This is a genomic window from Streptomyces sp. NPDC037242 (assembly GCF_055604165.1).
In genome coordinates this window covers 186,419-212,733 of the sequence record NZ_JBVJUY010000005.1, presented here as the reverse complement: position 1 = coordinate 212,733, position 26,315 = coordinate 186,419, and the positions used below count along the sequence as shown (strand labels likewise).

Genomic DNA, 26,315 nt, shown 5'->3' with positions numbered 1-26,315 from the left:
TCCGGCCGTAGACTTCACGGGTGGCAGGACGGATCAACGAAGACGACGTGAAGGCGGTACGGGACGCGGTCCCGATCGACGCCGTGGTCTCCGACTACCTCCAGCTGCGCAATGCGGGCGGCGGCAACCTCAAGGGCCTGTGTCCCTTCCATGACGAGAAGTCCCCGTCCTTCCAGGTCAGCCCCAGCAAGGGGCTCTACCACTGCTTCGGCTGCCAGGCGGGCGGGGACACCCTCGACTTCATCATGAAGATCGACCACCTCTCCTTCTCGGAGGCGGTGGAGCGCCTGGCGGGCCAGGCCGGCATCACCCTGCGCTACGAGGAGGGCGGCTACACCGCCGGCACCAGCGGCCGCGGCGAGCGGATCCGGCTGGTCGAGGCGCACAAGGCCGCCGCCCAGTTCTACGTGGACCAGCTCGACGGCCCCGAGGCCGAGATCGGCCGCAAGTTCCTGGCCGAGCGCGGCTTCGACCAGGCCGCGGCCGCCCACTTCAGCGTCGGTTACAGCCCGGCCGGCTGGGACCACCTGACCCGCTTCCTGCGCGGCAAGGGCTTCAGCGACAAGGAGCTGATCACCTCCGGGCTCGCCCAGGACAGCCGCAGCGGCAAGCCCATCGACCGCTTCCGCGGCCGGCTGATGTGGCCGATCCGCGACATCAGCGGCGAGGTGGTCGGCTTCGGCGCGCGCAAGCTGCGCGACGACGACAACGGCCCCAAGTACCTGAACACGCCCGAGACGGCGATCTACAAGAAGTCCCAGGTGCTGTACGGCATCGACCTGGCGAAGAAGGAGATCGCGAAGACCTCGCGGGCGGTCGTGGTCGAGGGCTACACCGACGTGATGGCCTGCCACATGGCCGGGGTCACCACCGCGATCGCCACCTGTGGCACCGCCTTCGGCGGGGACCACATCAAGATCCTGCGCCGGCTGCTGATGGACAACGCCACCGCCGAGGTGATCTTCACCTTCGACGGTGACGCGGCCGGGCAGAAGGCGGCGCTGCGCGCCTTCGAGGACGACCAGAAGTTCGCCGCCGAGACCTCCATCACCATCGCGCCCGGCGGCATGGACCCGTGCGATCTGCGCCTGGCGCAGGGGGACGCGGCCGTCGCCGGCCTGGTGGAGGCCCGCACCCCGCTGTTCGAGTTCGCGCTGCGGCACATCGTGGCCCGGCACAACCTGGAGAACCCGGCGGGGCGGGCGGCCGCGCTCGACGAGGCGGCCCCGGTCGTCGCCAACATCAAGAACATCGCGATCCAGCACGAGTCGGCGGTCCAGCTGGCGGGCATGCTCGGCATCCGCGACGAGCAGTTCGTCGTCAAGCGGGTGGCGCAGCTGGCCCGCTGGGCCCGCGAGCGCGGCGGCCAGCCGCAGCAGCAGGGCAGGGGTGGCGGAGGGGCCGGCGGCCGGTCCTACGAGGCCGCCTCCGCACCCGCCGCCCAGCCCGCCGGCGGCCCCGCGCTGAACCTGCGCAGCCCGGCCCACCGCACCGAGCGCGAGCTGCTGAAGCTGGCTCTCCAGCGCCCGGCCCTGGTCTCCCCCGCCTTCGACGCGTACGGCGCGGACGAGTTCACCGCCCCGCCGTACGCCGCCGTGCGCCAGGCCGTCCAGGACGCGGGCGGCGCCTCGCTCGGCACCGAGGACTACCTGGCGCGCGTCCGCGAGGCCGCCCCGAACGACACCGTCCGCGCGCTCGTCACGGAGCTGGCGGTCGAAGCCATCCACGCGAAGACGGTGGACGAGATCTATGCGGGGGTCCAGCTGGTCCAGGTCCGCCTGCGCGCCGTCGACCGCCGGGTCCACGAGATCCAGGGCACCATGTCCCGGCTGGGCCCGCAGGCCCCGCCGGAGCAGCTGGCCGCGGTCCAGGAAGAGCTGTGGGTCCTCCAGCAGTACGGGCAGCGCCTGCGCAACCGCGGGGCCGAGGGGCTCTAGAGCCGGTCGAGCCGGTCGAGCCGCTTGAGCCAGTCCCCGCCCGGTATCTCGGTGCCCGACTCCGCCAGCCGCCGGGCCAGCGGCGCCGCCGCCAGGTAGACCCAGGCCCGCACCGCCGTGCCGTCGGGCCGCAGCGCCTCGCGGGCGGTCCGGTCGTAGAGGTTGCCCGGGCGGCCCGGGCCCCGGTACTCCTCCAGCAGGTCGAGCGCGGCCAGCAGCTCCCCGTAGGCCTCCGGCGTCGCGGTGATCAGCTCCCCGACGACGGCCGAGCCGGGCCGGTCCACCGCGTACGGGTATCCGGGTCCGTCGTAGAGCGCCGCGTCCGGGAGGCGGGCGGGCTCCTCCGAGGCGGTACGGCCGCGCAGGAACAGGTCGTGGTTGACCTCGCCCGGGCGCAGCGTCCCGTAGACGAAGAACGGCAGCGGCGCGGGCGGATCGTACGGCCGGACGACCGATGTCATGGGGCCCTCCCTCGGATAAGGCGAAGCAGTCGGCAGACCCGGCCGAAAGTACCGAATCCGCCTTCGATCTCCACCGTACGCACCCCTGTTACACAACCTCCCGGTGCCCGTGACCCGGGGCGTCTACCGTCGGTCATCTCTGCTCCCGGCCCCTCGGTTCTGTCTCCATGACCCTTTCGTCCCGCCGCTTCACCGCCGCCCTGCTGTGCGCCTGCGCGCTCGCCGCCGGCGGCTGCGCCGCACCCGGCGGGCTGGCCAAGGGCACCCGGGTCGCCCCGGTGTCGGTCCAGCCGCACCCCGAGTCGCTGTGGCCCGCCTGGACCGATAAGCCCGGCGCCGCGGTGGGGGGCCGGGCGGCTCCGCCCAAGCCCCTCAAGGACGCACCCGAGGTGGGACCGGAGGGTCTCATGGGGGTCGACGCGATGGAGGTGCTGCGGGCCGACCCGCAGATGGCGCAGCTCGCGAAGAAGGGCCCGATCACCGGTCCGGGGCGGGTCGGCATCCGGCCGTTCGTCTACCGGGACCTGACCGGGGACGGGAAGCAGGAACTGATCGTCGCCGTCGACGCCGCGACCGGCCGCACCGCGCTGAGCGTCTACTCCGTGGTCAACGGCAAGGTCGTCGCCGTCCTCTTCACGATCGGCCGGCAGATGGCCGTCGAGGCAGTCGGCACGGACCTGCTGGTGCGCACCGCCTCCGACGACGGCGCCGAGCAGGCCGTGCGCTACCACTGGGGCGGCGACCGGATGACGGTGGTCAACGACGAGAAGCGGTTCCTCGCCTCCGGTCCCGGCTGCGACGCCAAGGGGAACCCGGCTCTGCGCTGCTCTCCCGAGGAAGGGCCGAACTCGCCGTGAGGCCCGCCCTGATCCGCTGCCGGCACCTCCTGCGAGCCCTCGGCCTGCGCTGGAAGATCTCCATTCTGCTCGCCCTCGGCTGCTCGCTCGTCGCCGTCGCCATCGGGCTGCTGATCCACGAGGCCCGCGCCCGTCAGATCGGCGAGGCCGCGCGCGAGAACGCCACGAGCCAGCTGACCCGGGTACGGCAGGTGTACGAGCTGACCGGCCGGCTCGACCCCGAGAAGGTCGGTGAGGCCGATGCCCGGATCGACTCCAGGGAACTGCCCGACGCGCTGCGGGCGGCGGCCCTCGACGGGAGGCGCACGACCTATCTCGACATGAACGGCCCGGAGCCGATGGTCTGGGCCGCCCGGCCGCTCGGCGGCGACCACGTGCTGTCCGTACGGCATTCCCTGGCGGCCCAGCGCGACGAGCTCGCCGAACTGGACCGGCAGCTGGTGGCGTACGGGGCCCTGATCGTGGCGCTCGCGGCGGCGGGCGGGGCCGTGCTGGCCAGCCGGCTGAGCAGGGAGCTGCGCACGGCGGCCGAGACGGCCCGCCGGATCAGCGCGGGCGAGCTGGACGCCCGGATCGGGCCGTCGGGGGTGGCGGGGACCCGCGACGAGGTCGCCGAGCTGTCCTCGGCCGTCGACACCATGGCGGCCAGCCTCCAGCGGCGGCTGGAGGCTGAGCAGCGGTTCACCGCGGATGTGGCGCACGAGCTGCGCACGCCGCTGACGGGGCTGCACACGGCCGCCGAGCTGCTGCCTCCGGGGCGGCCGACGGAGCTGGTGCGGGACCGGGTCTCGGCGCTGCGGGCGCTGACCGAGGACCTGCTGGAGGTGGCCCGGCTGGACGCCAACCGGGAGCAGCCGCAGCTGGAGGCGCACGCGCTGGGGCCGCTGGTGGAGTCGATCACGCGGCGCTCCGGGGTGGCGGCCGAGGTCGCGGGCGCGCGGGAGTCGGCGCAGGTCAGCACCGATGCGCGGCGGTTCGAGCGGATCCTGACGAACCTGCTGGTCAACGCCCGGCGGCACGGCCGGGGCCCGGTCACCGTGACGGTGTCGGGTACGACCGTGGCGGTGCGGGACCAGGGGCCCGGCTTCCCTGAGGAGCTGCTCCGCGAGGGCCCGCAGCGGTTCCTGACGGGCACCCCAGAACGCGGCCAGGGCACGGGGCTGGGCCTGACCATCGCACTCGGTCAGGCCCAGGTCATCGGCGCCCGGGTGGCCCTGGCCAACCCCCGCCCCGCCGGCGCGTGCGCGACGGTGGTCCTGCCGCCGGCCTGACCCCGTCACCCGGACGGGGCGGGGGCACCCGGATGGCCGCATCACCGCCACTGACCTGCGGGAACGGCTCCATCTCGGCGGGGGCGCAGGGGGACCTGACGGGGCATCAGCAGGCGCGTGCCCGGCGGGCCGGGTTACCTCGGAGACACGACCCCGTGTCCCCAGGAGAGCCCCCCATGCGCCGAAGCACCGCTCACGCGCTCACCGCCACCGCGCTGACCGCCGCCGCGTTCGCCGGCCCGGTCGCGGGTGCGGTCGCTGCCGTGGACCTCGGCATGGTGGGCTTCGCGCCCGGTGACTTCGCCCGGCTGGAGGTGTGGCCGAAGTCGGCCGCTCCCGGCGCGACCGTCACCGTGAACACCACCGCCTGCGGCCGCGCGAGCCATGCCGACGGCGATGCCACGACGGTCGGCGCGGGCCGCTTCAAGCTGGTCCCGGGCACCCACAAGGAGGTGGTCGTGGGGCAGTTCCAGGTTCCCCGCGACACCCGACCCGGCACCTACGGCATCGGCGCGACCTGCGCGAACGGCAAGTTCGCCACCGGCGACCTGGTCGTCACCGAGCGCGGCCCGCAGGGCCACGTCCGGACCGGGGTGGGCGGTGGCACGACCACCACCACCGACCCCGCCAAGATCGCGGCGGGAGCGGCAGTGCTGGCCGCCACCGCCGTCGGCGGTACCTGGCTCCTGCGTCGCCGGGCGAGCGGCACGCGGAGCTGACGGACGCCCACCGCGGCTCCGGCCGCGGTCCGACCGGTACCGTCCCCCGTCGCCCGCCCCGCGAGGTCCCCCCCGTTCGCGGGGCCGGGCGACGGCCAGTTCACCCCGCACCGAGGAGCCGAGGGGGTACGCATGGGTCGCGCATTCCGGAGCGGCCGGACCCCCACCGCCCGCCACGCGGGACTCGTCGCACTCGCCGCCTGCGTCGGCATCTGGCTCGTGAGCAGCGGTTGCCGGGAGCCGGTCGGGCCGCCGCTGCCCTCCCCCGCCGAGGCGCTGAGCGCCCTGGCCCCCCGGGCGGCCGGCTCCGGGCCGGACCCGCTCCCCGGCTCACCGCCGACCCGGATCCGGATCCCGTCCATCCGGGTCGACGCGCCGCTGACCGGGCTCGGGCTGGAGCGCGACGGCAGCCTCCAGGTGCCACCGCCCGCCCCCGGCGACCTGGCCGGCTGGTACCGCGAGGGCACCACCCCCGGCTCCACCGGCACCGCCGTCATCGCCGGGCACGTGGACAGCGCCACCGGCCCGGCGGTCTTCTACCACCTGGGCGCGCTGCGCCGCGGGGCGGCCGTCGAGGTCCCGCGCGCGGACGGACGTACCGCGGTGTTCACCGTGCACGCGGTCGAGGTCTACGACGCCAAGGCCTTCCCCGACACCCGGGTCTACGGCCCGTCGGCGGGCGCGGAGCTGCGGGTCATCACCTGCGGGGGCGGCTTCTCGCCGCGCAGCGGCTACAAGGGGAACGTCGTCGTCTTCGCGCACCTGACGGGCACCTACTAGGGAGTGTCGTCAAAGTGCCGCCGGCCAGACGGGACTTTGACGACACGACCTAGTGCCGGCCGCGGGTCGCGGACGTCATCCCCACTGCTCGATCCCCAGCTTGACCACCAGCGCGCCCACGACCGTCAGCAGCACCCCGCGGACGAAGCCGCTGCCCTTCTTGAGTGCCATCCGGGCCCCGACCATGCCTCCGGCCAGGTTGAACACCGCCATCAGCGCGGCCAGCTGCCACAGCACCATGCCCTGGTGGGCGAACATCGCGAGCGCCCCGGCGTTGGTGCAGCAGTTGACGATCTTGGCGGTGGCGGAGGCGGTGACCAGGTCGAGGTGGAGCAGGGCGGTGAGCGCCAGTACCAGGAAGGTGCCGGTGCCGGGTCCGATGAGGCCGTCGTAGAAGCCGATGCCGAGGCCGGCCAGGCCGATGGCGAGGAGGACCCGCTGACGGCTGGCGGGTGCGGCGGAGGGGGCGGTGCCGAAGCCCGGCTTGAAGATCACGACACCCGCCACGATCACGAGTACGACCATGATCAGCGGGCGCAGCGCGTCCTTGCTGATGCCGCCCGCCAGCGCGGCCCCGCCCATCGACCCGGCGAGCGCGGCCAGGCCGATGCGGACGGCGGTCTTCACGTCCACCGGGGCCTTGCGCGCGTACGTCACCGCCGCGCCCGCGGTGCCGACGATGGCCACCGCCTTGTTGGTGCCGAGGACGGTGGCGGGGTGGGCGTGGGGCAGGCCGAGCAGCAGGGCGGGCAGGAGCAGGAGGCCGCCGCCGCCCACCACCGCGTCGATCCAGCCGGCTGCCGCGGCGGCCACGCACAGCACGATGACCATGGTCGTTGATATGTCAGGCACGGCCACGACCCTACGAAGCGGTTGGGTGCAGTGGCCATCAATCGCCGGAAACTTGCGCAAAGGTTGAGCTTCGCCCGGCCGGAGCCCGGTCCGGGGCGGCCGGAGCCGCCGGGTCCACGGCCGCCGTCAGCGCGCTCGCGGCCAGCACGCTGGCCAGCCCCAGCCCGGCCGCGAGCCGCCGCGCGGGCGGTACGCGGGCCAGCGCGGCCCGCCAGGAGGGCGGCTTGCGGTGCCGGGCGGGTGCGGGGGCCGCGACCGCCACCGCCTCTGCCTCCGGGGCGGACAGGGCGATGTGCAGCGGGTGACGCATGGCGGGATGACCTCTCGGACGGAAGCGGGGCCCAGAAGCGCGGCCCAGAAGCGGGGCCCAGAAGCGGGGCTCAGAAGCTGAAGCACTCGGAATGGATACGTCCGGCCGGCACCCCGGCCCGCAGCAGCGAGGTCTGCGCCGCCTCGGCCATCCCCGGCGGCCCGCACAGGTACACGTCGTGCTCGGCCAGGTCCGGCACCAGCGCGGCCAGCGCCTGCGGGGCGAGCGGATCGTACGCAGCCCCGGACGGCCCGAGCAGGTAGTGCAGCCCGGCCCGCCGCTCGGCGGCGATCGCCTCCAGCTCGGAGCGCAGGACCAGGTGCTCCTCGGCCCCGGCCCGGTAGAGCAGGGTGATCTCCCCCGGCCCGCCGGGCAGGGTCTCGAACAGGGCCCGCATCGGGGTGATCCCGACGCCGCCGGCGATCAGCAGGACCTTCGCGCGGGTGCGCCGGGCCGCGGTGAGCGCCCCGAACGGCCCGGTGGCCAGCACCCGCGTCCCGGGGCGCAGCCGGCGGATCCGGCGGGAGTGGCCGCCGAGCCCCTTCACGGTGATCCGCAGGGTGTTCCCGCGGACCGGCGCGGACAGCGAGAACGGCAGGGCCGTGTGCCACAGCCGTCGCTGCAGGAAGCGCCAGCGCAGGAACTGCCCCGGTTCCGCGCGCAGCTCCGCGAGGTGGCGCCCGTACATGACGACGGAGACCACCCCGGGCCCCTCGGCCCGGACCTCCAGCACCCGCAGCGCGTGCCGCAGGGCCTGCCGTACGGGGACCACGGCCCGGTACCAGACCAGCAGGACGGCGACGACGGTGTGCGCGAGCGCCCAGAACCAGGCGACCGGGGCGAGATCGGGCCCGGCGAGCTGGTGGCCGAAGGCGAGCGCGGCGGCGAGGTATACGAGCAGGTGCACCCCGCGCCAGGTTTCGTGGGAGACGCGGCGGCGTACGGACCTGGTCGAGGTGACGCCGACACCGACGAGCAGCAGGGTCCCTGCGAAGGCGGCCGCCAGCGCCGGGTAGCCCAGCAGCCCGCGGACGGCGGAGACGACGTCGATCCCCTCGTGCACGGCGTACCCGCACAGTGCGAAGAGCCCGTGCCCGAAGCAGAGCAGCAGCACGTGGCGGCCGCCCAGGGCGTGCCAGCGGGCGAGGCGGTCCGCGCCCACCCCGTGCTCGACGGCGGGCACCCGCGCCATCAGGAACAGCAGTACCAGCACCCCGTACCCGGCGAGCAGCCCGGTGAGGTGCGCGGCGGTGGCGAACAGCGCGTCGAGCCGGGCCGAGGGCCGTACCTGCGCCGCCCACAGCAGGGTGACGACCCCCGCCCCGCCGAGCATCCCGCCCTTGACCCGCACCACCGCATCTCGCATGCGGCCCACGCTAGGCGGCCCCCGGGGCCCCCGGATGATCCTTAAGGCGGCCTTGAGGAACGCCTCACTGACGCTTAACCCCGGCACTGAGGTCCGCGTTCCGTCCGGGTAACAAGGCGGATGCTGCGGGGAAACAGCGGCCGCGCACTCTCGTGCCATGACCTCGAAACAGCGTGTGGTGGTGATCGGCGGCGGCCTCGCGGGCCTTCGGCTCGCACAGCGGCTCGCCGGAGCCGCGGCGGTGACCGTGCTGGGCGAGGAGACGCACGTCCCGTACAACCGCGTCCTGCTCGCCGAGGTCCTGGCGGGCCGGTACGCGCCGGAGGTGAACGCGCTCCCCGACCCCGGCCCGGCGCTGCGCCGGGGAGTGCGGGCGGTCCGCATCGACCGGGCCGACCGCACGGTCCACTGCGACGACGGCAGCACGGAGCAGTACGACGTGCTGGTGCTGGCCACCGGCTCCAACCCGGTTCTGCCGCCGCTGCGGGGACTCTTCGAACCGGAGGGGCGGGAGCTCCCGGACGGCGTGCACGCGTTCCGCACGATGGACGACTGTCTGGCCCTGTCGGCGGCGGTCGTACGTCCCGGCGTGCGCGCGGTGGTGATCGGCGGCGGACTTCTCGGCGTCTCCGCGTCCCGCGCGCTGGCGGAGCGGGGCGCACAGGTGGTGCTGGCCCAGCAGGGCGAGCGCCTGATGGAACGCCAGCTGGACGCGGACGCCTCCGCCCTGCTGCGGGAGCACATGACCGCCCTCGGCGTGGAGATCCACACCGAGTGCCGCGCCCGCGGCCTGACCACCTCGCCCGCGGCCCCGCGGCCGGGCGCGGGCCCCGGACCCCGGACGGTCACCGGGGTCGAGCTCGCCGACGGCTACCGGCTCGACGCCGACGTCGTCGTGCTCGCCTGCGGGGTGCGGCCGCGCACCGGCCTGGCGCAGGCCGCCGGCCTCGACGTGCGCACCGGGATCGTGGTCGACGACCAGCTGCGCACCAGCGACCCCCGCATCCACGCCATCGGCGACTGCGCCGAGCACGGGGGCCGGGTGTACGGCCTGGCCGGCCCGGCCCTGGAGCAGGCCGACGCCCTCGCCGCCGTCCTCGGCGGGCCCGCCCCCGGCTACACCGGGACCCGCGCCCTGACCCGGCTCACGCTCGGCGGGGCCGACCAGCGCCCCCTCGACCTCGCCGCATTCGGTGAGACCACCCCGCTCCCGGGCGACGACGTCGTGCGCCTCGCGGACGCCACCCGCCGCACCTACCGCAAGGTCGTCGTCCGCGGCGACCGGCTCGTCGGCGGGGTCCTGCTCGGCGAACTCTCCAGCGTGGGTGCCCTCGCCCGCAGCTGGGAGGACGGCGAGCCCCTGACCGACCTGTTCCACCTGCTCACCGACGACGGAGGCTCCTGATCATGGCCGCATCCACGCCCTCTCCCGCCATCGTGCTCATCGGCCACGGCATGGTCGGCCAGCGCTACCTGGAGGCGCTCGCCGAGCGCGGCGCAACCGCCACGCACCGGATCACCGTGCTCTGCGAGGAGCCCCGGCCCGCCTACGACCGCGTGCACCTGACCTCCTACTTCTCCGGCAGCACCCCGGAGGACCTGTCGATGACCCCGGCCGGGTTCATGGCCGAGCACGGGATCACCCTGCACCTCGACGACCCCGCCGAGAGCGTCGACCGCCAGGCCCGTACCGTCACCTCCCGGTCGGGGCAGGTGTTCCCGTACGACGTCCTCGTGCTGGCGACCGGCAGCTACCCCTTCGTGCCGCCCGTCCCCGGCAAGGACGCCGCGGGCTGCTTCGTCTACCGCACCATCGAGGACCTCCTCGCGATCGAGGAGTACGCCAAGACCCGGACCCGCGGCGCCGTCGTCGGCGGCGGCCTCCTCGGTCTGGAGGCGGCCGGCGCCCTGCAGGGGCTGGGCCTGAGCACCCGCATCGTGGAGTTCGCGCCGCGCCTGATGCCCGTCCAGGTCGACGAGGGCGGCGGCGCGGCCCTGCTGCGCACTATCGAGTCCATGGGCCTGACCGTCCACACCGGCGTCGGTACCCAGGAGGTGCTGACGGGCGAGGACGGCTCGGTCAGCGGGATGCGGCTCTCCGACGGCTCCACCGTCGACACCGAGCTGGTCGTCTTCTCCGCCGGCGTCCGCCCCCGCGACCAGCTCGCCCGGGACAGCGGCCTGGCCGTCGGAGAGCGCGGCGGCATCACCGTCGACTCCCGCTGCCGCACCTCCGACCCGCAGATCTACGCCATCGGCGAGTGCGCCCTCGCTTCCGACGGCCGGGTGTACGGCCTGGTCGCCCCCGGCTACGAGATGGCCGAGACGGCCGCCGACGACCTGCTGGGCCGGGAGAAGGAGTTCACCGGCGCCGACCTCTCGACCAAGCTCAAGCTGCTCGGCGTGGACGTGGCCTCCTTCGGCGACGCGCACGGAGCCACCGCCGACAGCCTCGACGTCGTCTACTCCGACTCCCGCTCCGGGGTCTACAAGAAGGTCGTCGTCTCGGCCGACGGCGTCCTGCTCGGCGGGGTCCTGGTCGGCGACGCGGACTCGTACGGACTGCTGCGCCCGCTCACCGGCTCCGTCCCGCCCGTCGCCCCCGAGCAGCTGGTCCTGCCCGCGGGGATCGGCGCGCCCGCGGCCCTCGGCCCGGCCTCGCTGCCCGACACCGCGGTCATCTGCTCCTGCCACAACGTCACCAAGAAGGCCATCACCGCCTACGGGACGCTGCCCGAGGTCAAGAAGTGCACCAAGGCGGGCACCGGCTGCGGCAGCTGCCTGAAGGTGATCGGCCAGCTGCTGCCGGCCGCCGCCGACAAAGGGCTGTGCGGCTGCTTCCCGTACACGCGCGCCGAGCTGTACGAGATCGTCCGTACCCGTCGGCTGACCTCCTACCGGCAGATCCTCGACGGCCACGGCCGCCCCGAGGCCCGCGGCGGCGACGGCTGCGAGGTCTGCAAGCCCACCGTCGGCTCGATCATCGCCTCGCTCGCCCCCACCCTGGGCGCGAGCGGCTACGTCCTGGACGGCGAGCAGGCCGCCCTCCAGGACACCAACGACCACTTCCTCGCCAACCTCCAGCGCAACGGCTCCTACTCGGTCGTTCCGCGCATCCCCGGCGGTGAGATCACCCCGGACAAGCTCATCGTGATCGGCGAGGTGGCCCGCGACTTCGGCCTCTACACGAAGATCACCGGCGGGCAGCGCATCGACCTCTTCGGCGCGAGCGTCGACCAGCTCCCGCGGATCTGGGCCCGGCTGGTCGAGGCCGGTTTCGAGTCCGGGCACGCCTACGGCAAGGCCCTGCGGACGGTGAAGTCCTGCGTCGGCCAGACCTGGTGCCGCTACGGCGTCCAGGACAGCGTGCGGATGGCCATCGACCTGGAGCTGCGCTACCGGGGCCTGCGCGCCCCGCACAAGCTCAAGTCGGCGGTCTCCGGCTGCGCCCGCGAATGCGCCGAGGCCCAGAGCAAGGACTTCGGCGTGATCGCCACGGCGAGCGGCTGGAACCTCTACGTCGGCGGCAACGGCGGGGCCACCCCGCGCCACGCCGACCTGCTCGCCCAGGACCTGTCGGACGCGGAGCTGATCCGGCTCATCGACCGGTTCCTGATGTTCTACATCCGCACGGCCGACCGGCTGGAGCGCACCTCCGCCTGGCTGGAGCGGCTGGAGGGGGGCCTGGCCCACCTGCGGGACGTGGTCGTCCACGATTCGCTCGGGCTGTGCGCGGAGCTGGAGTCGCTGATGTCCGACCACGTGTCGCACTACCGCGACGAATGGGCGGAGACCCTCCAGGACCCGGAGCGGCTGCGCCGGTTCGTGTCCTTCGTCAACGCGCCCGGCGCACCCGACCCGACCGTCAAGTTCGTCCCCGAGCGCGACCAGGTCAAGCCCGACCTGGCCGTCCTCGCCCTGGAGCCCGTGGGAGGCACCCGATGACCGTGGAACTTCAGGTGGACGAGGGGTGGCTCACCGTGTGCGAGCTGTCCGCACTGATCCCCGGGCGCGGGGTGGCGGCGCTGCTGCCCGACGGGAACCAGGCCGCGGTGTTCGTGGACCGCGCGGGGCGTCCGTACGCCATCGGCAACCGGGACCCCTTCACCGGGGCGCAGGTGCTCTCGCGCGGGCTGGTCGGCTCGGCCGACGGGCGGCCGTTCGTGGCCTCGCCGCTGCTCAAGCAGCGCTTCGACCTGGAGTCGGGGAGCTGCCTGGACGACGAGGAGGTGGCGGTCCGGACGTATCCGGTGCGGACCGCCGCGACCTCGTCCTGATCAGCCCTGGATCATCGCCGGGTCCATCCACATGATCTCCCAGGTGTGGCCGTCGAGGTCGTCGAAGGCCCGGCCGTACATGACGCCGTGGTCCTGGGCGGGGCGGGGCTCGGTGGCCCCGGCCGCCAGGGCCCCGTCGACGAGCTCGTCGACCGCGGCGCGGCTCTCGGCGCTCAGACACAGCAGCACCTCGGAGGTCGTCCTCGCGTCCGCGACGGCCTTGTGGGTGAAGTCCTTGTAGCGGGCCTCGGTGAGGAACATCGCGACGATGGCGTCGCTGATGGGCATGGATGCGCAGTTCTCGTCGGTGAACTGGGCGTTGAAGGAGTAGCCCAGCTTCGCCCAGAAGGCCTTGGTGGCGTCCAGGTCGCTGACGGGCAGGTTCACGAAGATCATGGTGGCGGGCATCCCGGTCTCGCTTCTCTCGGCTCGTTGTCGCTTTCGGGAGATAGACCGGGGAGCCGCGGGAAACTCATCGCTCCCCGTCCACTTTTTTTGAGATTCATCGAAACCGCAGGTCAGACCACTGTACGGAGTTCCAGCGCGGCCAGCGGGATGAAGCCGAGGTTGTCCTCGCCCTCCAGCGGGGCGTCCGCGCCGGCGAGGCGCTTGTGCAGGGTCAGGGCGATCCGCTCGCCCTGCGCCTTGGCCCGCTCGGCGTTCGGCCCCCGGTGCAGGCCGTCGATCGTGGCGCGCCACAGCTGCACCCAGCGCCCGAAGTCCTCGGCGGTCATCGCCCGCGCGGAGTTCACCGCGGCGTGCGGGGCGAAGGCGTTGCGGCGGTAGTCGGCGCTGCGGAAGAGGGCCCGCTCCCAGAAGTCGGTGATCCGGGGGAGGTGCACCTCCAGGTCGGTACCGGCGATCTCGGTGAAGAAGGGCCCGATCCGCTGGTCTGCGAAGGCGGCCGTGTAGAAGCGGCGCAGCACGACGTCGAGGTCGGCGCGGCCGGAGATATCGGCTTCGGCGGCGAAGTGGTTCATCAATCCACCATTCCTTCCCCACCCGGGGCCTCCCCAGGGGAGAAAGTCCCGCAGTAGGTCACATGTGCGGCTCGGCCCATTGACCCCGAGCCGGTCGCTCCCGCGTCATGAGGAGTTGGAGTCACGTCAACTCAAGCCTCCTAGGTTCCTCGACGCGTGCGACTCCGCGTCCGACCGGGCGCGGGGCCCTCCCCTCCCCAGGAGTGACCGTGGAACGTCGTACCTTCCTGCGCGGCGCAGTGATCGGTTCGTCGGCCGCCGCCTTCGGCGGAACCCTGATGCACGGGGCCGCCTACGCCGCCCCCGCCCAGCCCGGACCCGGCCCCTACGGGGCGCTCGGCGCCGCGGACGCGAACGGCATCATGCTGCCCTCCGGCTTCACCAGCCGGGTGATCGCCCGGTCGAGCCAGACCGTCAGCGGCACCTCCTACACCTGGCACAGCGCTCCCGACGGCGGTGCGTGTTTCGCCGACGGCACCGGCTGGATCTACGTGTCGAACTCCGAGATAAACCCCTCGGGCGGCGCCAGCGCGGTGAAATTCAATTCCTCGGGCACCATCACCGGCGCGTACCGGATCCTCTCCAACACCCGCCAGAACTGCGCCGGCGGCAAGACCCCCTGGAACACCTGGCTGTCCTGTGAGGAGGTCAGCCTCGGCTACGTCTACGAGACCGACCCGTACGGCGTGAACGCGGCCGTGCAGCGCCCGGCGATGGGCCGCTTCAAGCACGAGGCGGCCGCCGCCGACCCGGTGCGCCAGGTGGTCTACCTCACCGAGGACGAGACCAGCGGCTGCTTCTACCGGTTCATCCCCACCACCTGGGGCAACCTCTCGTCCGGCACCCTCCAGGTCCTCATGGCCGGAACGGGCACCTCCGGCTCCTTCACCTGGCAGAACGTCCCGGACCCGGACGGCTCCCCGACCGCGACCCGCAGCCAGGTCTCCGGCTCGAAGAAGTTCAACGGCGGCGAGGGCTGCCACTACGCCAACGACACGGTCTGGTTCACCACCAAGGGCGACAACCGGGTCTGGCAGCTGAACCTCGCGAACAGCACCTACGAGCTGGCCTACGACGACTCGCTCGTGCCCGGCGGCGGAGCCCCGCTGACCGGTGTGGACAACGTCACCGGGTCCTCGTACGGGGACCTGTACGTCGCCGAGGACGGCGGCAACATGGAGATCTGCGTGATCACCCCGGACGACGTGGTCGCCCCGTTCCTGCGGATCACCGGCCAGTCCTCCTCCGAGATCACCGGCCCGGCCTTCTCGCCGGCCGGCAACCGGCTCTACTTCTCCAGCCAGCGCGGTACGAGCGGCAGTTCGTCGGCGGGCATCACCTACGAGGTGACGGGCCCGTTCCGCACCTGACGGGCGCCCTGGGCAGCCCCCGACCATGGGCCGGGGGCTGCCCACGTCCTACGAGGCCACGGCGCCGCCCTTGAGCAGCGCGGCCCCGAGCGGGGTCACCGTGTGCAGCACGGCGTTGCCCCGGCGCAGGGTGGTGACCAGGCCGGCCTCGCGCATCACGCAGGCGTGCTGGCTCGCGGAGGCCAGCGAGACCCCGGCGCGGCGGGCCAGTTCGCTGGTGGTGGCGCCGTCGCCGATGGCCCGCAGCACCACCGAGCGGGTGTGCCCGACGAGCTTGCCCAGGGTGCGCTGGCGCTGTTCCTCCACGGGCCGGGCGGCCTCGCCCCCGGCGGAGCCCGGCGCCGAGGCCAGCTGGGCGGCGGCCGGGTAGACCAGTACCGGCGGCAGCTCCGGGTCGTGCAGGGTCACCGCGGTGCGCCGGCAGAAGAACGACGGCTGGAGCAGCAGCCCGCGCCCCCGCAGCCGCACGTCACGGTCCACGGGGTAGTCGCACTCCAGCACCGGGGCCCGCCAGCGCAGCATCGGCGGCAGCGAGGCCAGCAGTTCGTCCGCTCCCCCGTCGAGCAGGGCGCGGCCGCGTGCGGCCCGCTCGGCCTCGATCTGGGCCTGGATGTGGGTCCAGTACGGCTCCACGGCCGCGCGGTGGTAGCCGCGCAGCTCGCTCAGCAGCCGGGGCAGGTGCTTGGTGCCGCCGTCCATGAACTCGCGCAGCCTGCTCGGCGGCGGGGCCCCGAAGGCCGCCTCGAAGCCGACTCCGGCCCCCGGCCCGGCGCCCGCGCCGACGAGCGCGAGCTCGCGGCGCATCCGCTCGGGACGGATCCCGCGCAGCGCGTCGAGGCCCACGTCCCATCCGTACTGACCCTCCACGGGGGTCAGGAAATCGGGGAAATAGCCGCGACTCGGTATGAGCGTACCGAGCAGACGTGTTTCACCATTCAACCTGCTCCGGGTTTCGGTACGCCATTCACCGAACAACCGGGCATCGCGCCGGTCTCTTAAACGGTGAAAACTAAGAATCGTTTCCCACAACGCATCGGGACGCCCTGCCATCCGTACGCGTGCCAGGTCCACTCCAGTGAAATGGATACGCAGCACCGAACCCCCACCTGTGCAACCGCAATCCCCCCGCCCCATGAGTATGCATGCCGTCACACGACGTCACCACGCCCTTTCGGCCACAGTTGAAACCCCTTTCGGCGAGGGCGTGACAACCGAAATCCTGTACTCCGCCGGGCACACTCCAGTGCGACCGAAACGCTCCGTGAAGGCCGTGGGGGGCTTTGCGGGGCCTGGCGGTCGGTCGCACCGGGAAGCGCCGACGTGCCCGGTGGATTGGCGGCAGGCGGTGGACGGGTGGGGATCCGTCCACCGCCTGCTGCCGTAAAGATTCGTTGAACGAAAAAGAAATAGGCGCGGCTGCCCTCGGGGGTCAGGGAACCCGGGGGCAGCCGCGGTCTACTGGGCCCGTCGAACGGGGCCGGGGATCGGGGTCAGCGGCTGTCGCTGCCCTTCGCGTCGGCGGCCGCGCGGCCCGCCTCCAGGCGCGCTACCGGAATCCGGAAGGGCGAGCAGGAGACGTAGTCGAGGCCCACCTCGTGGAAGAAGTGGACGGACTCGGGGTCGCCACCGTGCTCGCCGCAGACGCCGAGCTTGAGGTCGGGGCGGGTGGCCCGGCCGGCCTGGACCGCGGAGCGGACCAGCGAGCCGACGCCGTCCCTGTCGATGGTCTCGAAGGGCGAGACCCCGAAGATGCCCTTCTCCAGGTACGCGGTGAAGAAGCTGGCCTCGACGTCGTCGCGGGAGAAGCCCCACACCGTCTGGGTCAGGTCGTTCGTACCGAAGGAGAAGAACTGCGCGGCCTCGGCGATCTGGCCGGCGGTCAGCGCGGCGCGCGGCAGCTCGATCATCGTGCCGACCGTCAGCTTGAGGCTGGTGCCCGTGGCGGCCTCGACCTCGGCGATGATCGCGTCGGCCTCCTCGCGGACGATCTCCAGCTCCTGGACGGTGCCCACGAGCGGGACCATGATCTCGACGCGCGGGTCGCCCTTGGCGTTCTTGCGCTCGGCCGCGGCCTCGGCGATCGCCCGTACCTGCATGGCGAACAGGCCGGGGATGACCAGACCGAGGCGGACGCCGCGCAGACCCAGCATCGGGTTCTGCTCGTGCAGCTTGTGCACGGCCTGGAGCAGGCGCAGGTCGTTCTCGTTGGCGTCCTTGCGGGACTCGGCGAGGGCGACGCGCACCGACAGCTCGGTGATGTCGGGCAGGAACTCGTGCAGCGGCGGGTCGAGCAGGCGGACGGTGACGGGCAGGCCGTCCATCGCCTCGAACAGCTCGATGAAGTCCTTCTTCTGCAGCGGCAGCAGGGCGCTGAGTGCCTCGTCGCGCTCACCATCGGTGTCGGCGAGGATCAGGCGCTCGACCATCTCGCGGCGCTCACCGAGGAACATGTGCTCGGTGCGGCACAGGCCGATGCCCTGGGCGCCGAAGCGGCGGGCGCGCAGCGCGTCCTCGGCGTTGTCCGCGTTGGCGCGCACCCGCAGGCGGCGGACGCGGTCCGCGTACGCCATGATCCGGTGCACGGCGGCGACGAGCTCGTCGGCGTCGTCGGCGCCGGCGTGCATGCGGCCCTCGAAGTACTCGACGACCGGGGACGGTACGACGGGTACCTCACCGAGGTAGACCTTGCCGGTGGAGCCGTCGATGGAGACGACGTCGCCCTCTTCGATGACCGTCTCGCCGACCGTCATGCGGCGGCGCTTGGTGTCGACGTCGAGCTCCTCGGCGCCGCAGACACAGGTCTTGCCCATGCCGCGGGCAACGACGGCGGCGTGCGAGGTCTTGCCGCCGCGCGAGGTCAGGATGCCCTCGGAGGCGATCATGCCGTCCAGGTCGTCCGGGTTGGTCTCACGGCGGATCAGGATGACCTTCTCGCCGGAGCGGGACCACTTGACGGCCGTGTAGGAGTCGAAGACGGCCTTGCCGACCGCAGCGCCCGGGGAGGCGGCGATGCCGCGGCCCAGCAGCTCGGTCTTCGCGTCCTCGTCGAAGCGCGGGAACATCAGCTGCGCCAGCTGGTGGCCGCTGACGCGCTGGAGGGCCTCGGCCTCGTCGATCAGGCCCTGGTCCACGAGCTGGGTGGCGATGCGGAAGGCGGCGCCGGCGGTGCGCTTGCCGACGCGGGTCTGGAGCATCCACAGCTGGCCGCGCTCGATGGTGAACTCGATGTCGCAGAGATCCTTGTAGTGGGTCTCCAGCGTCGTCATGATCGTCATGAGCTGGTCGTACGAGGCCTTGTCGATGGCCTCCAGGTCCGCGAGCGGGACGGTGTTGCGGATGCCCGCGACGACGTCCTCGCCCTGGGCGTTCTGGAGGTAGTCGCCGTAGACGCCCGCGTGGCCGCTGGCGGGGTCGCGGGTGAAGGCTACGCCGGTGCCGGAGTCGGGGCCGAGGTTGCCGAAGACCATGGAGCAGATGTTGACGGCGGTGCCCAGGTCGCTCGGGATGCGCTCCTGGCGGCGGTAGAGCTTGGCGCGGTCGGTGTTCCACGAGTTGAAGACCGCCTCGACGGCGAGGTCCATCTGCTCGCGGGCGTCCTGCGGGAACTCGCGGCCGGCTTCCTTCGCCACGATCTTCTTGAAGTGCTTGACCAGCTTCTTCAGGTCCGCGGCGTCGAGGTCGGTGTCGACGGTGACCTTCTTGGCGGCCTTGGCCTCGTCGAGGGCGTCCTCGAAGAGCTCGCCCTCGACGCCGAGGACGGTCTTGCCGAACATCTGGATGAGGCGGCGGTAGGAGTCCCACGCGAAGCGCTCGTCACCGGCCTGGGAGGCGAGGCCGGTCACGGACTCGTCGGAGAGGCCGATGTTGAGGACGGTGTCCATCATGCCGGGCATCGAGAACTTGGCGCCGGAGCGGACCGAGACCAGCAGCGGGTCGTCCGACTGGCCGAGCTTCTTGCCCATCTTGGCCTCAAGGGCGGCAAGGTGCGCGCTGACCTCTTCGCGGAGCTCGGCGGGGGCCGTGCCGCTCTCGAGGTAGACCTTGCAGGCCTCGGTGGTGATGGTGAAGCCGGGAGGGACCGGCAGACCCAGGTTGGTCATCTCGGCGAGGTTGGCTCCCTTGCCGCCGAGAAGGTCCTTGAGGTCGCGGTTGCCCTCGGTGAAGTCGTAGACGAACTTCTGATCTTTGTTTTCCGACACGGGTCTCGACTCCTCGAGGCTCGGTGGCTGCCCTGACGGCCAGGAACATACCCAGATCAAAGGCTTATGGGTACGTCCACTTGGTCGTCATGCGGCTGTAACCACTCGTGCGCCACCAGATCGAAAGTAACTGATGGGTAGCCCGAACATACGAAGAGCCTTCAGGTCCCGAAGGATGAGGGGGCTCCTGAGGCTTGAATCCGCTCGGATGAGCGATCATCGATACATTTGCGTTCAAGTCTTGAACACAGAAAGGGTGGCACTGGGTGCCACCCTTTGAAAGTCTTACCCGTGATTTTCGCGCTCATCTGAGCGCAACCCCACCCATGCGTGGCGTATGTCACGCCGCCGATGGCACGTTTTGCCGCCGAATTCTCAGCCGCCGGACGTGTCGAGTTCGGCATCCTCACTCACGCCCGCACAGTCGTAGGGGTCCTTCAACCAGCCCTCAGGCAGGACGACCCGGTTGTTTCCGGACGTTCGACCGCGCGGGCCGTCCGCGCTCTCGGGCCAGGACTGGTCCAGGTCGAGCTCGCTCAAATGAGCGTCCAACTCGGCCAGGGAGGAGGTGACGGCCAGCTTCTGGCGCATCTCCGAACCCACCGCGAAGCCCTTGAGGTACCAGGCCACGTGCTTACGGAAGTCGATCACCCCGCGCGCCTCGTCGCCGATCCACTGGCCCAGCAGCTCGGCGTGCCGGTGCATGGTCACCGCGACCTCGCGCAGCGTCGGCTTGTGGAAGTCCTCGGGGCGCCCCTCGAAGGCCGCCACCAGGTCGTTGAACAGCCACGGCCGCCCCAGGCAGCCTCGCCCCACGACCACGCCGTCGCAGCCCGTCTCGCGGACCATGCGCAGCGCGTCCTCCGCGCACCAGATGTCGCCGTTGCCGAGCACCGGGATCTCCGGCACGTGCTCCTTGAGCCGCGCGATGGCGTCCCAGTCGGCAGTGCCGCCGTAGTGCTGGGCGGTGGTGCGGCCGTGCAGGGCTATGGCGGTGACGCCCTCCTCGACGGCGATCCGGCCGGCGTCGAGGTAGGTGAGGTGGTCGTCGTTGATGCCCTTGCGCATCTTCATCGTCACCGGCAGGTCGCCGGCCCCGGCGACGGCCTCGCGCAGGATCGCGCGCAGCAGGTTGCGCTTGTACGGGAGCGCGGAGCCGCCGCCCTTGCGCGTGACCTTGGGGACCGGGCAGCCGAAGTTGAGGTCGATGTGGTCGGCGCGGTCCTCCTCGACGATCATGCGGACCGCCTTGCCGACCGTCGCGGGGTCGACTCCGTACAGCTGGATCGAGCGGGGCTTCTCGGCCTCGTCGAAGTGGATCAGCTGCATGGTCTTCTCGTTGCGCTCGACCAGGGCGCGGGTCGTGATCATCTCGCTCACGAACAGCCCCTTGCCGCCCGAGAACTCGCGGCACAGGGTACGGAACGGGGCATTGGTGATGCCGGCCATGGGCGCGAGCACCACCGGGGGCTGCACGGTGTGCGGGCCGATCGCGAGAGGCGGGGGGAGCGTGGTCATTCCCCCATTGTGGCTCAGCCGCGCCCCTCCACGTATTTCTTTAGTTAGGCGTACTATCGGCCTCATGCACGACTTGAGCCACCGGCGGCGCATGCTCGTACTGGCGATCTGCTGTATGAGCCTGCTCATCGTCAGCCTCGACAACACCGTCCTGAACGTCGCCCTCCCCTCCATGCGCCGCGAGCTGAACGCCTCCGTCGCCGGGATGCAGTGGACGATCGACGCGTACACGCTGGTCCTGGCCTCGCTGCTGATGCTGGCGGGTTCCACGGCGGACCGGATCGGGCGCCGCAAGGTCTTCGGCGTGGGCCTCGTGCTCTTCACCGCCGGCTCGCTGCTCTGCTCGCTGGCCCCGAGCCTGGAGTGGCTGATCGCCTTCCGGATGCTCCAGGCGGTGGGCGGCTCGATGCTCAACCCCGTCGCCATGTCGATCATCACCAACACCTTCACCGACCCCCGCGAGCGCGCCCGCGCCATCGGGGTCTGGGGTGCGGTGGTCGGCATCTCCATGGCCGCCGGCCCGCTGATCGGCGGGCTGCTGGTGGACTCGGTGGGCTGGCGGTCGATCTTCTGGGTCAACCTCCCCGTCGGCCTCGCCGCCCTCGTGCTGACCCTGCGCTACGTCCCCGAGTCCCGGGCCGACCGCCCCCGCCGGCCGGATCCGGTGGGACAGCTGCTGGTCATGGTGCTGCTCGGCTCGGTGACGTACGGGATCATCGAGGCCCCGGCGGCCGGCTGGGACTCCCCGCTGATCCTGGGGTGCGCCGTGGCCGCCGCGGCCTCCCTGGCCGGGCTGCTGCGCTACGAGCCCCGGCGGGCGCAGCCCCTGATCGACCCGCGGTTCTTCCGCAGCGCCCCCTTCAGCGGGGCCACGGTGATCGCGGTGAGCGGCTTCGCCGCGCTGTCCGGGTTCCTGTTCCTGAACACCCTCTACCTCCAGGACGTACGGGGGCTGAGCGCCCTGCACGCCGGGCTCTACATGCTGCCGATGGCGGCGCTGACCGGCCTGTGCGCCCCGCTGTCGGGGCGCCTGGTGGGGAGCCGGGGGCCGATGCTGCCGCTGCTGGTCGCGGGGGCGGCGATGGCGGCGAGCGGGCTGCTGTTCGCGGCGTTCTCGGCGGAGACCTCCACGCCCCTGATGTTCGCGGGGTACGTGCTCTTCGGCCTGGGCTTCGGGATGGTCAACGCCCCGATCACCAACACCGCGGTCTCCGGGATGCCCCGCTCCCAGGCGGGGGTCGCGGCGGCCGTGGCCTCCACCAGCCGCCAGACCGGCGGGACGCTGGGCGTCGCGGTGATCGGCGCCGTCCTGGCGGCCGGCACCGCGGGCGGCGGCGACTTCGTGGATGCGGCCCGGCCCGCCTGGTGGATCATCACCGGCTGCGGGCTGCTCGTCCTGGTCGTGGGCGCCGTCACCAGCGGCCGGTGGGCGCGCGGGACGGCCCTGCGCACGGCCGCCGCCCTGGAGCCTGAGCCCGCCCTCAGCCCTTCACCGGCCAGCGCACCCCCGCGCGCTTGACGATCCGGTCGCCGACCTCGAAGGCGGCCCAGGTGCGGCCGTCCACCAGGCACGAGGTCTTGGCGCCGGTGTCGTCACGGACGTGGAGCCACAGATCGGTGCGGCTGCCGACGGTGAGCTGGACGTTCGTCGCGGTGCGGCCGACGACCACGCCCTCGTAGGCCCTGGCCGTCTCGCGGCTGGCGTGGCCCGCAACGGTCGCGACCAGGGCGAATGTGATCCACGCGCACGCCACCCAGAACAGGATCCACACGGCAGCCACCCCCGGGGTCGATTCTCCCGCCGGGGGGCCGGGAGCGGTACCCCCGCGGCGGGGGCGGGCCGCTACTCCTGGCAGTCGAAGTCGTCGGCGTGCGTGTCGATGCGCGCCAGGAGCCCGCGCAGTACGCCCTGCTCCTGGTCGGAGAGGGCGGAGAACAGCCCGAGCTCCACCGCGTCCAGCGCCGCGTTGGTCTTGCCGAGGGCGGCGGACCCGGCGTCGGTGATGGCCACGTTGTGCCGGCGGCGGTCGGCGGGGTCGCGGCGGCGGTCGGCCAGTCCGTCGCGCTCCAGGTCGTTGAGGATCCCGACGAGCACGCTCGGGTCCACCTCCAGCCGCTCGGCGAGCGCCCGCTGGCCGATGGGGCCGTCCTCCAGGTGCATCAGCGTCATCGCATGGCGCGGGGTGAGCCCGGCCGCGCTGAGCGCCTTCTTCATCCGGGTCTGTGTGACCGAGCCGTGCCAGGCCAGCAGCAGGCCCAGCCGCTGCGGCGGGTGCGAGGAGTCCTGAGGCGCCGTCATGCACACATCGTATCAATCGAGGAATGATTGCGATCAGTCAATCGTTGATGGTATTCAATGGTTTCACATCACCGACCGTTGGAGACTGTCATGTTCATTGCCTACGCCGTCGTCGCCGGCCTGCTCGCCCTGACCCTCGCCGCCTCCGCGACCTTCACGCTCCAGCGCAACCAGGCGATCGTGGCGAGCATGCAGAAGGTCGGCGTGCCCGACTCCTGGCTGCCGCGACTGGCCACCCTCAAGGCCGCGGGCGCCGTGGGCCTGGTCGCGGGCCTGTGGGTGGCCCCACTGGGCACGGCCGCCGCCATCGGCGTGACCCTCTACTTCATCGGCGCGGTCGCCAGCCACCTGCGCGTACGCGACTTCGAGCTCGCCCCGGCGGCCGTCCTCGCGCTGGTCGCGGCGGCCGCCCTGGCGTTGCGCGTGGCAGCGTGATTCACGCTGACGAGTGACAGATATTGAAATCTGTCACTCGTCATGCCATTCTCTTTCCATGACGACGAACCAGAGCACCTACGCCAGCACCACCCGCCGCCTCGGCCTCACCGGTCCCTCCGTCTTCCCGCTGGGGCTGGGCTGCATGGGCATGTCCGCGCTGTACGGCGAGGCCGACCGGGCCGAGTCCCTCGCGACCATCCACGCCGCCCTGGACGCCGGGGTCACGCTCCTCGACACCGGCGACTTCTACGGCATGGGCCACAACGAGCTGCTGATCAACGAAGCACTGCGCACCGCGCCAGCCGCGGCCCGCGACAAGGCGCTGACCAGCGTGAAGTTCGGCGCGCTGCGCACGGTGGAGGGCGGCTTCACCGGCTATGACGGCCGGCCCGAGGCCGTCAGGAACTTCCTGGCCTACTCCCTCCAGCGGCTCGGCCGGGACCACATCGACATCTACCGCATCGCCCGCGTCGACCCGGACGTTCCGATCGAGGAGACCGTCGGCGCCATCGCCGAGGCCGTCCAGGCCGGGCATGTGCGACACATCGGCCTCTCCGAGGTCGGCGCGGACACCCTGCGCCGGGCCGCCGCGGTGGCCCCGATCTCGGACCTCCAGATCGAGTACTCGCTGATCTCGCGCGGTATCGAGGCGGAGATCCTGCCGACCGCCCGCGAGCTGGGCATAGGCGTCACGGCGTACGGGGTGCTCTCCCGCGGCCTGATCAGCGGGCACTTCAGCCGCGAGCGCACGCTGGCGCCGGGCGACTTCCGCGGGATGAGCCCGCGCTTCCAGGGCGAGAACCTCAGCCGGAACCTCGACCTCGTCGAGGCGCTGCGCAAGGTCGCCGAGGACAAGGGCGTGAGCGTCGCCCAGACCGCCATCGCCTGGGTGCTCTCGCGCGGCGAGGACATCGTCCCGCTGGTCGGTGCCCGCCGTCGCGACCGGCTCACCGAGGCACTGGGTGCCATGGACATGGAGCTGACGGCGGCCGACCTCGCCGCCATCGAGGCCGCGGTCCCCGCGGGAGCGGCGGCCGGCGAGCGGTACCCGGCGGCGCAGATGGCCCACCTCGACAGCGAGCACTGAGCTGGCGGTACGGTCATCCACATGGCCCCTGCTGCTGCCGAACCCCTGACCCCCGAGCGCATCCTCGAAACCACCGAGGAGGTGCTGCGCCGCTTCGGCCCCACCAAGGCGACCGTGGTGGACGTGGCGCGCGCGCTGGGCGTCAGCCACGGCAGCGTGTACCGGCACTACCCGTCGAAGGCGGCGCTGCGCGAGGCCGTCACCGACCGCTGGCTCGCCAAGAGCGTCGTCATGCTGGAGGAGATCGCCTCGGCTCCCGCCAAGACGGCTCCCTCCAAGCTGGAGGCGTGGCTGGAGGCGCTCTTCGAGGCCAAGCGCCACAAGGCGGGCGACGACCCCGAGCTGTTCGCGACGTACACGGTGCTGCTCGCCGAGAACAGCGGCGTGGTGGACCGCCACCTGGGCGAGCTGATCGACCAGTTGGCCCGGATCATCGCCGAGGGGGTCGCGGCGGGCTCCCTCAGCGCGGCCGACGTGCCGGCCGCCGCCCGGGCGGTCTTCGACGCCACCGGCCGCTTCCATGACCCGCAGTACGCGGCCGACTGGGTCTCGCCGACCATCGCCGCGGAGTTCGAGGCGGTCACCTCACTGGTGATCCGCGGCCTGCGCGCCTGACGCAGGCTCCGAATTGTCCGGAACTTGCTGTTCCGGTAGGCTTGGTGATCATTTTGGGCGCGCCCTGCTTGTAGTCGCCATGACAACCTCCTTACGGTCCCCCTACCGCACTCATCAGGCACGTTCCAGGGGGAACCTTGTCCGCCCAAGTAGCACGACCCGAACCTCCCGCCCGTTCCGGAGCCGCTACCGCCCTCGGCTGGATCCTGACCATCGGGCTCAACGTGGTCGCGCCGATCATCACGTACAACACGCTCGTCGACGACCACGGCTGGAGCGAGTTCTCGGCCCTGCTCCTCAGCAGCGCCTGGCCGGTGCTCGACAGCGCCATCAGCCTGGCCTGGCGGCGCAAGCTCGACGAATTCGCCGTGGTGGCCCTCGTGTTCATCGTGATCACGGCCGTCGTCTCGCTCGTCGGAGCCCACTCGGCCCGGGCCCTGCTGATCAAGGACTCCGCCGTGACGGGGCTGTTCGGGCTGCTCTGCCTGGCCACGCTCGCCGCGGCGCGCCCGCTGATGTTCTACTTCGGCCGCAAGTTCGCCACCGACGGCACCCCGGAGAGCACCGCGTGGTGGAACGGCCTGTGGCAGTACGAGGGCTTTCGCACCACCATGCGCACCATGACCCTGGTGTGGGGCGTGGCCTACGTCATCGAGGCGCTGGTCCGCATCGCGTTGGCGTACGCCCTGGACACCAAGACCATGGTGACGCTCAGCCCGGTCATGATCTACAGCGTGCTGGGCGCCCTGGGCGTCTGGACCGCGATGTACGGCAAGCGCTCCCAGGCCGAGGGCGAGCGCCGCGCTGCCGCCGCCGCCTCGGGCGAGGCGGCGGCCGCCTGATCCGGGCCGGCTCGCGAAAGACCGGTGGGGGGGGGGGGGGGGGGGGGGGGGGGCCGAGGGTTTTTTTTGTGGGTCCTCGCACACAGCACAAAGCAATGGCCAAGGGGGGGTTTGGTTTTGTTCCAGAAAGAAAGCCC

At 72.2% G+C, this 26,315-nt stretch carries 25 protein-coding genes; 14 read left to right on the top strand and 11 right to left on the bottom strand.

Annotated elements, in window-relative coordinates:
- Window positions 1-20 precede the first annotated feature (20 nt).
- A complete protein-coding gene (dnaG, locus tag ACZ7GJ_RS09125) occupies window positions 21-1,937 on the top strand; it encodes a DNA primase (RefSeq protein ID WP_470750500.1) in 1,917 nt (638 codons plus the stop codon).
- Here dnaG and ACZ7GJ_RS09120 read toward each other — a convergent pair.
- Window positions 1,934-2,398: a gamma-glutamylcyclotransferase family protein gene (locus tag ACZ7GJ_RS09120; RefSeq protein ID WP_470750499.1), complete on the bottom strand. Its 465-nt coding sequence runs from the start codon at window positions 2,396-2,398 to the stop codon at window positions 1,934-1,936. The genes dnaG and ACZ7GJ_RS09120 overlap by 4 nt on opposite strands.
- A 167-nt stretch (window positions 2,399-2,565) precedes the next feature.
- Here ACZ7GJ_RS09120 and ACZ7GJ_RS09115 point away from each other — a divergent pair, with 167 nt between their 5' ends.
- The 4 genes from ACZ7GJ_RS09115 (at window position 2,566) to ACZ7GJ_RS09100 (ending at window position 6,025) form a co-directional block, all read left to right on the top strand.
- Window positions 2,566-3,255, top strand: a complete 690-nt coding sequence (locus ACZ7GJ_RS09115) for a hypothetical protein (RefSeq protein ID WP_470750498.1) — start codon at window positions 2,566-2,568, stop codon at window positions 3,253-3,255.
- On the top strand, window positions 3,252-4,526 hold the full coding sequence (locus tag ACZ7GJ_RS09110; RefSeq protein WP_470750497.1) for an ATP-binding protein: 1,275 nt from the start codon (window positions 3,252-3,254) through the stop codon (window positions 4,524-4,526). Before ACZ7GJ_RS09115 ends, ACZ7GJ_RS09110 begins: the two co-directional genes overlap by 4 nt.
- Window positions 4,527-4,702: 176 nt before the next feature.
- Complete coding sequence (locus tag ACZ7GJ_RS09105) at window positions 4,703-5,245, top strand: hypothetical protein (protein WP_470750496.1); 543 nt, start codon at window positions 4,703-4,705, stop codon at window positions 5,243-5,245.
- Between the two features lie 132 nt (window positions 5,246-5,377).
- On the top strand, window positions 5,378-6,025 hold the full coding sequence (locus ACZ7GJ_RS09100) for a class F sortase (protein WP_470750495.1): 648 nt from the start codon (window positions 5,378-5,380) through the stop codon (window positions 6,023-6,025).
- A 75-nt stretch (window positions 6,026-6,100) separates the two neighbouring features.
- On the opposite strand, the gene ACZ7GJ_RS09095 is transcribed toward ACZ7GJ_RS09100, so the two are convergent.
- The 3 genes from ACZ7GJ_RS09095 to ACZ7GJ_RS09085 form a co-directional block, all read right to left on the bottom strand.
- On the bottom strand, window positions 6,101-6,877 hold the full coding sequence (locus tag ACZ7GJ_RS09095) for a sulfite exporter TauE/SafE family protein (RefSeq protein ID WP_470750494.1): 777 nt from the start codon (window positions 6,875-6,877) through the stop codon (window positions 6,101-6,103).
- A gap of 37 nt (window positions 6,878-6,914) precedes the next feature.
- Complete coding sequence (locus ACZ7GJ_RS09090) at window positions 6,915-7,187, bottom strand: hypothetical protein (RefSeq protein ID WP_470750493.1); 273 nt, start codon at window positions 7,185-7,187, stop codon at window positions 6,915-6,917.
- Between the two features lie 70 nt (window positions 7,188-7,257).
- Window positions 7,258-8,553, bottom strand: coding sequence for a ferredoxin reductase family protein (locus tag ACZ7GJ_RS09085; RefSeq protein ID WP_470750492.1), 1,296 nt, complete (start codon window positions 8,551-8,553; stop codon window positions 7,258-7,260).
- 157 nt (window positions 8,554-8,710) lie between these two features.
- Here ACZ7GJ_RS09085 and ACZ7GJ_RS09080 point away from each other — a divergent pair, with 157 nt between their 5' ends.
- From ACZ7GJ_RS09080 to nirD, 3 genes are read left to right on the top strand one after another with little or no spacing between them, the layout of a single operon-like run.
- Window positions 8,711-9,958: an NAD(P)/FAD-dependent oxidoreductase gene (locus ACZ7GJ_RS09080; protein ID WP_470750491.1), complete on the top strand. Its 1,248-nt coding sequence runs from the start codon at window positions 8,711-8,713 to the stop codon at window positions 9,956-9,958.
- A gap of 2 nt (window positions 9,959-9,960) precedes the next feature.
- Window positions 9,961-12,498 (top strand): nitrite reductase large subunit NirB, encoded by a 2,538-nt coding sequence (nirB, locus tag ACZ7GJ_RS09075; protein ID WP_470750490.1) that lies wholly within the window; start codon window positions 9,961-9,963, stop codon window positions 12,496-12,498.
- Complete coding sequence (gene nirD / locus ACZ7GJ_RS09070; RefSeq protein ID WP_470750489.1) at window positions 12,495-12,830, top strand: nitrite reductase small subunit NirD; 336 nt, start codon at window positions 12,495-12,497, stop codon at window positions 12,828-12,830. Before nirB ends, nirD begins: the two co-directional genes overlap by 4 nt.
- Here the strand turns inward: nirD and ACZ7GJ_RS09065 are convergent, their stop codons facing one another.
- Both ACZ7GJ_RS09065 and ACZ7GJ_RS09060 read right to left on the bottom strand, forming a co-directional pair.
- The gene (locus ACZ7GJ_RS09065; RefSeq protein WP_470750488.1) at window positions 12,831-13,238 is read right to left on the bottom strand and encodes a VOC family protein; all 408 of its coding nucleotides are present in this window, start codon (window positions 13,236-13,238) and stop codon (window positions 12,831-12,833) included.
- A gap of 110 nt (window positions 13,239-13,348) precedes the next feature.
- On the bottom strand, window positions 13,349-13,810 hold the full coding sequence (locus ACZ7GJ_RS09060) for a group III truncated hemoglobin (RefSeq protein ID WP_470750487.1): 462 nt from the start codon (window positions 13,808-13,810) through the stop codon (window positions 13,349-13,351).
- Between the two features lie 209 nt (window positions 13,811-14,019).
- Between ACZ7GJ_RS09060 and ACZ7GJ_RS09055 the strand changes: the two genes are divergently transcribed.
- Window positions 14,020-15,180: an alkaline phosphatase PhoX gene (locus ACZ7GJ_RS09055; protein ID WP_470750486.1), complete on the top strand. Its 1,161-nt coding sequence runs from the start codon at window positions 14,020-14,022 to the stop codon at window positions 15,178-15,180.
- 48 nt (window positions 15,181-15,228) lie between these two features.
- Here the strand turns inward: ACZ7GJ_RS09055 and ACZ7GJ_RS09050 are convergent, their stop codons facing one another.
- The 3 genes from ACZ7GJ_RS09050 to dusB all read right to left on the bottom strand — a co-directional run bounded on the left by ACZ7GJ_RS09050 (window position 15,229) and on the right by dusB (window position 20,897).
- Window positions 15,229-16,275 (bottom strand): ArsR/SmtB family transcription factor, encoded by a 1,047-nt coding sequence (locus tag ACZ7GJ_RS09050; RefSeq protein ID WP_470750485.1) that lies wholly within the window; start codon window positions 16,273-16,275, stop codon window positions 15,229-15,231.
- Window positions 16,276-16,670: 395 nt separating this feature from the next.
- Window positions 16,671-19,379 carry a pyruvate, phosphate dikinase gene (ppdK, locus tag ACZ7GJ_RS09045; RefSeq protein WP_470750484.1) on the bottom strand — a complete coding sequence of 903 codons (2,709 nt, stop codon included), beginning with the start codon at window positions 19,377-19,379 and terminating at the stop codon, window positions 16,671-16,673.
- Window positions 19,380-19,754: 375 nt separating this feature from the next.
- Window positions 19,755-20,897, bottom strand: a complete 1,143-nt coding sequence (dusB, locus tag ACZ7GJ_RS09040) for a tRNA dihydrouridine synthase DusB (RefSeq protein ID WP_470750483.1) — start codon at window positions 20,895-20,897, stop codon at window positions 19,755-19,757.
- Window positions 20,898-20,961: 64 nt separating this feature from the next.
- On the opposite strand from dusB, the gene ACZ7GJ_RS09035 reads away from it, so the two are divergent.
- A complete protein-coding gene (locus ACZ7GJ_RS09035; RefSeq protein WP_470750482.1) occupies window positions 20,962-22,416 on the top strand; it encodes an MFS transporter in 1,455 nt (484 codons plus the stop codon).
- Here the strand turns inward: ACZ7GJ_RS09035 and ACZ7GJ_RS09030 are convergent.
- Window positions 22,379-22,678: a DUF7489 domain-containing protein gene (locus tag ACZ7GJ_RS09030; protein WP_470750481.1), complete on the bottom strand. Its 300-nt coding sequence runs from the start codon at window positions 22,676-22,678 to the stop codon at window positions 22,379-22,381. The two genes, ACZ7GJ_RS09035 and ACZ7GJ_RS09030, sit on opposite strands and share 38 nt — an antisense overlap.
- 62 nt (window positions 22,679-22,740) lie before the next feature.
- On the bottom strand, window positions 22,741-23,196 hold the full coding sequence (locus ACZ7GJ_RS09025; RefSeq protein ID WP_470750480.1) for a MarR family winged helix-turn-helix transcriptional regulator: 456 nt from the start codon (window positions 23,194-23,196) through the stop codon (window positions 22,741-22,743).
- Between the two features lie 90 nt (window positions 23,197-23,286).
- Here ACZ7GJ_RS09025 and ACZ7GJ_RS09020 point away from each other — a divergent pair, with 90 nt between their 5' ends.
- The 4 genes from ACZ7GJ_RS09020 to ACZ7GJ_RS09005 all read left to right on the top strand — a co-directional run bounded on the left by ACZ7GJ_RS09020 (window position 23,287) and on the right by ACZ7GJ_RS09005 (window position 26,178).
- Window positions 23,287-23,631 (top strand): DoxX family protein, encoded by a 345-nt coding sequence (locus ACZ7GJ_RS09020; protein ID WP_470750479.1) that lies wholly within the window; start codon window positions 23,287-23,289, stop codon window positions 23,629-23,631.
- Window positions 23,632-23,689: 58 nt separating this feature from the next.
- A complete protein-coding gene (locus ACZ7GJ_RS09015; RefSeq protein WP_470750478.1) occupies window positions 23,690-24,721 on the top strand; it encodes an aldo/keto reductase in 1,032 nt (343 codons plus the stop codon).
- A 21-nt stretch (window positions 24,722-24,742) separates the two neighbouring features.
- Window positions 24,743-25,336, top strand: a complete 594-nt coding sequence (locus tag ACZ7GJ_RS09010; RefSeq protein WP_470750477.1) for a TetR/AcrR family transcriptional regulator — start codon at window positions 24,743-24,745, stop codon at window positions 25,334-25,336.
- A 137-nt stretch (window positions 25,337-25,473) separates the two neighbouring features.
- Entirely contained in the window at window positions 25,474-26,178 is a 705-nt protein-coding gene (locus ACZ7GJ_RS09005) for a VC0807 family protein (protein WP_470750476.1), read from the top strand.
- Window positions 26,179-26,315 lie beyond the last annotated feature (137 nt).

What these genes read in the sequence shown, in the direction of transcription:
- ACZ7GJ_RS09080 (WP_470750491.1), top strand. Translation starts at nt 8,711, where the DNA reads ATGACCTCGAAACAGCGTGTGGTGGTGATCGGCGGCGGCCTCGCGGGC.
- ACZ7GJ_RS09115 (WP_470750498.1), top strand. Translation starts at nt 2,566, where the DNA reads ATGACCCTTTCGTCCCGCCGCTTCACCGCCGCCCTGCTGTGCGCCTGC.
- ACZ7GJ_RS09085 (WP_470750492.1), bottom strand. Translation starts at nt 8,553, where the DNA reads ATGCGAGATGCGGTGGTGCGGGTCAAGGGCGGGATGCTCGGCGGGGCG.
- ACZ7GJ_RS09105 (WP_470750496.1), top strand. Translation starts at nt 4,703, where the DNA reads ATGCGCCGAAGCACCGCTCACGCGCTCACCGCCACCGCGCTGACCGCC.
- nirD (WP_470750489.1), top strand. Translation starts at nt 12,495, where the DNA reads ATGACCGTGGAACTTCAGGTGGACGAGGGGTGGCTCACCGTGTGCGAG.
- dusB (WP_470750483.1), bottom strand. Translation starts at nt 20,897, where the DNA reads ATGACCACGCTCCCCCCGCCTCTCGCGATCGGCCCGCACACCGTGCAG.
- ACZ7GJ_RS09065 (WP_470750488.1), bottom strand. Translation starts at nt 13,238, where the DNA reads ATGCCCGCCACCATGATCTTCGTGAACCTGCCCGTCAGCGACCTGGAC.
- ACZ7GJ_RS09025 (WP_470750480.1), bottom strand. Translation starts at nt 23,196, where the DNA reads ATGACGGCGCCTCAGGACTCCTCGCACCCGCCGCAGCGGCTGGGCCTG.
- ACZ7GJ_RS09090 (WP_470750493.1), bottom strand. Translation starts at nt 7,187, where the DNA reads ATGCGTCACCCGCTGCACATCGCCCTGTCCGCCCCGGAGGCAGAGGCG.
- ACZ7GJ_RS09120 (WP_470750499.1), bottom strand. Translation starts at nt 2,398, where the DNA reads ATGACATCGGTCGTCCGGCCGTACGATCCGCCCGCGCCGCTGCCGTTC.
- ACZ7GJ_RS09060 (WP_470750487.1), bottom strand. Translation starts at nt 13,810, where the DNA reads ATGAACCACTTCGCCGCCGAAGCCGATATCTCCGGCCGCGCCGACCTC.
- ACZ7GJ_RS09100 (WP_470750495.1), top strand. Translation starts at nt 5,378, where the DNA reads ATGGGTCGCGCATTCCGGAGCGGCCGGACCCCCACCGCCCGCCACGCG.
- ACZ7GJ_RS09020 (WP_470750479.1), top strand. Translation starts at nt 23,287, where the DNA reads ATGTTCATTGCCTACGCCGTCGTCGCCGGCCTGCTCGCCCTGACCCTC.
- ACZ7GJ_RS09010 (WP_470750477.1), top strand. Translation starts at nt 24,743, where the DNA reads ATGGCCCCTGCTGCTGCCGAACCCCTGACCCCCGAGCGCATCCTCGAA.
- nirB (WP_470750490.1), top strand. Translation starts at nt 9,961, where the DNA reads ATGGCCGCATCCACGCCCTCTCCCGCCATCGTGCTCATCGGCCACGGC.
- ACZ7GJ_RS09015 (WP_470750478.1), top strand. Translation starts at nt 23,690, where the DNA reads ATGACGACGAACCAGAGCACCTACGCCAGCACCACCCGCCGCCTCGGC.
- ACZ7GJ_RS09035 (WP_470750482.1), top strand. Translation starts at nt 20,962, where the DNA reads ATGCACGACTTGAGCCACCGGCGGCGCATGCTCGTACTGGCGATCTGC.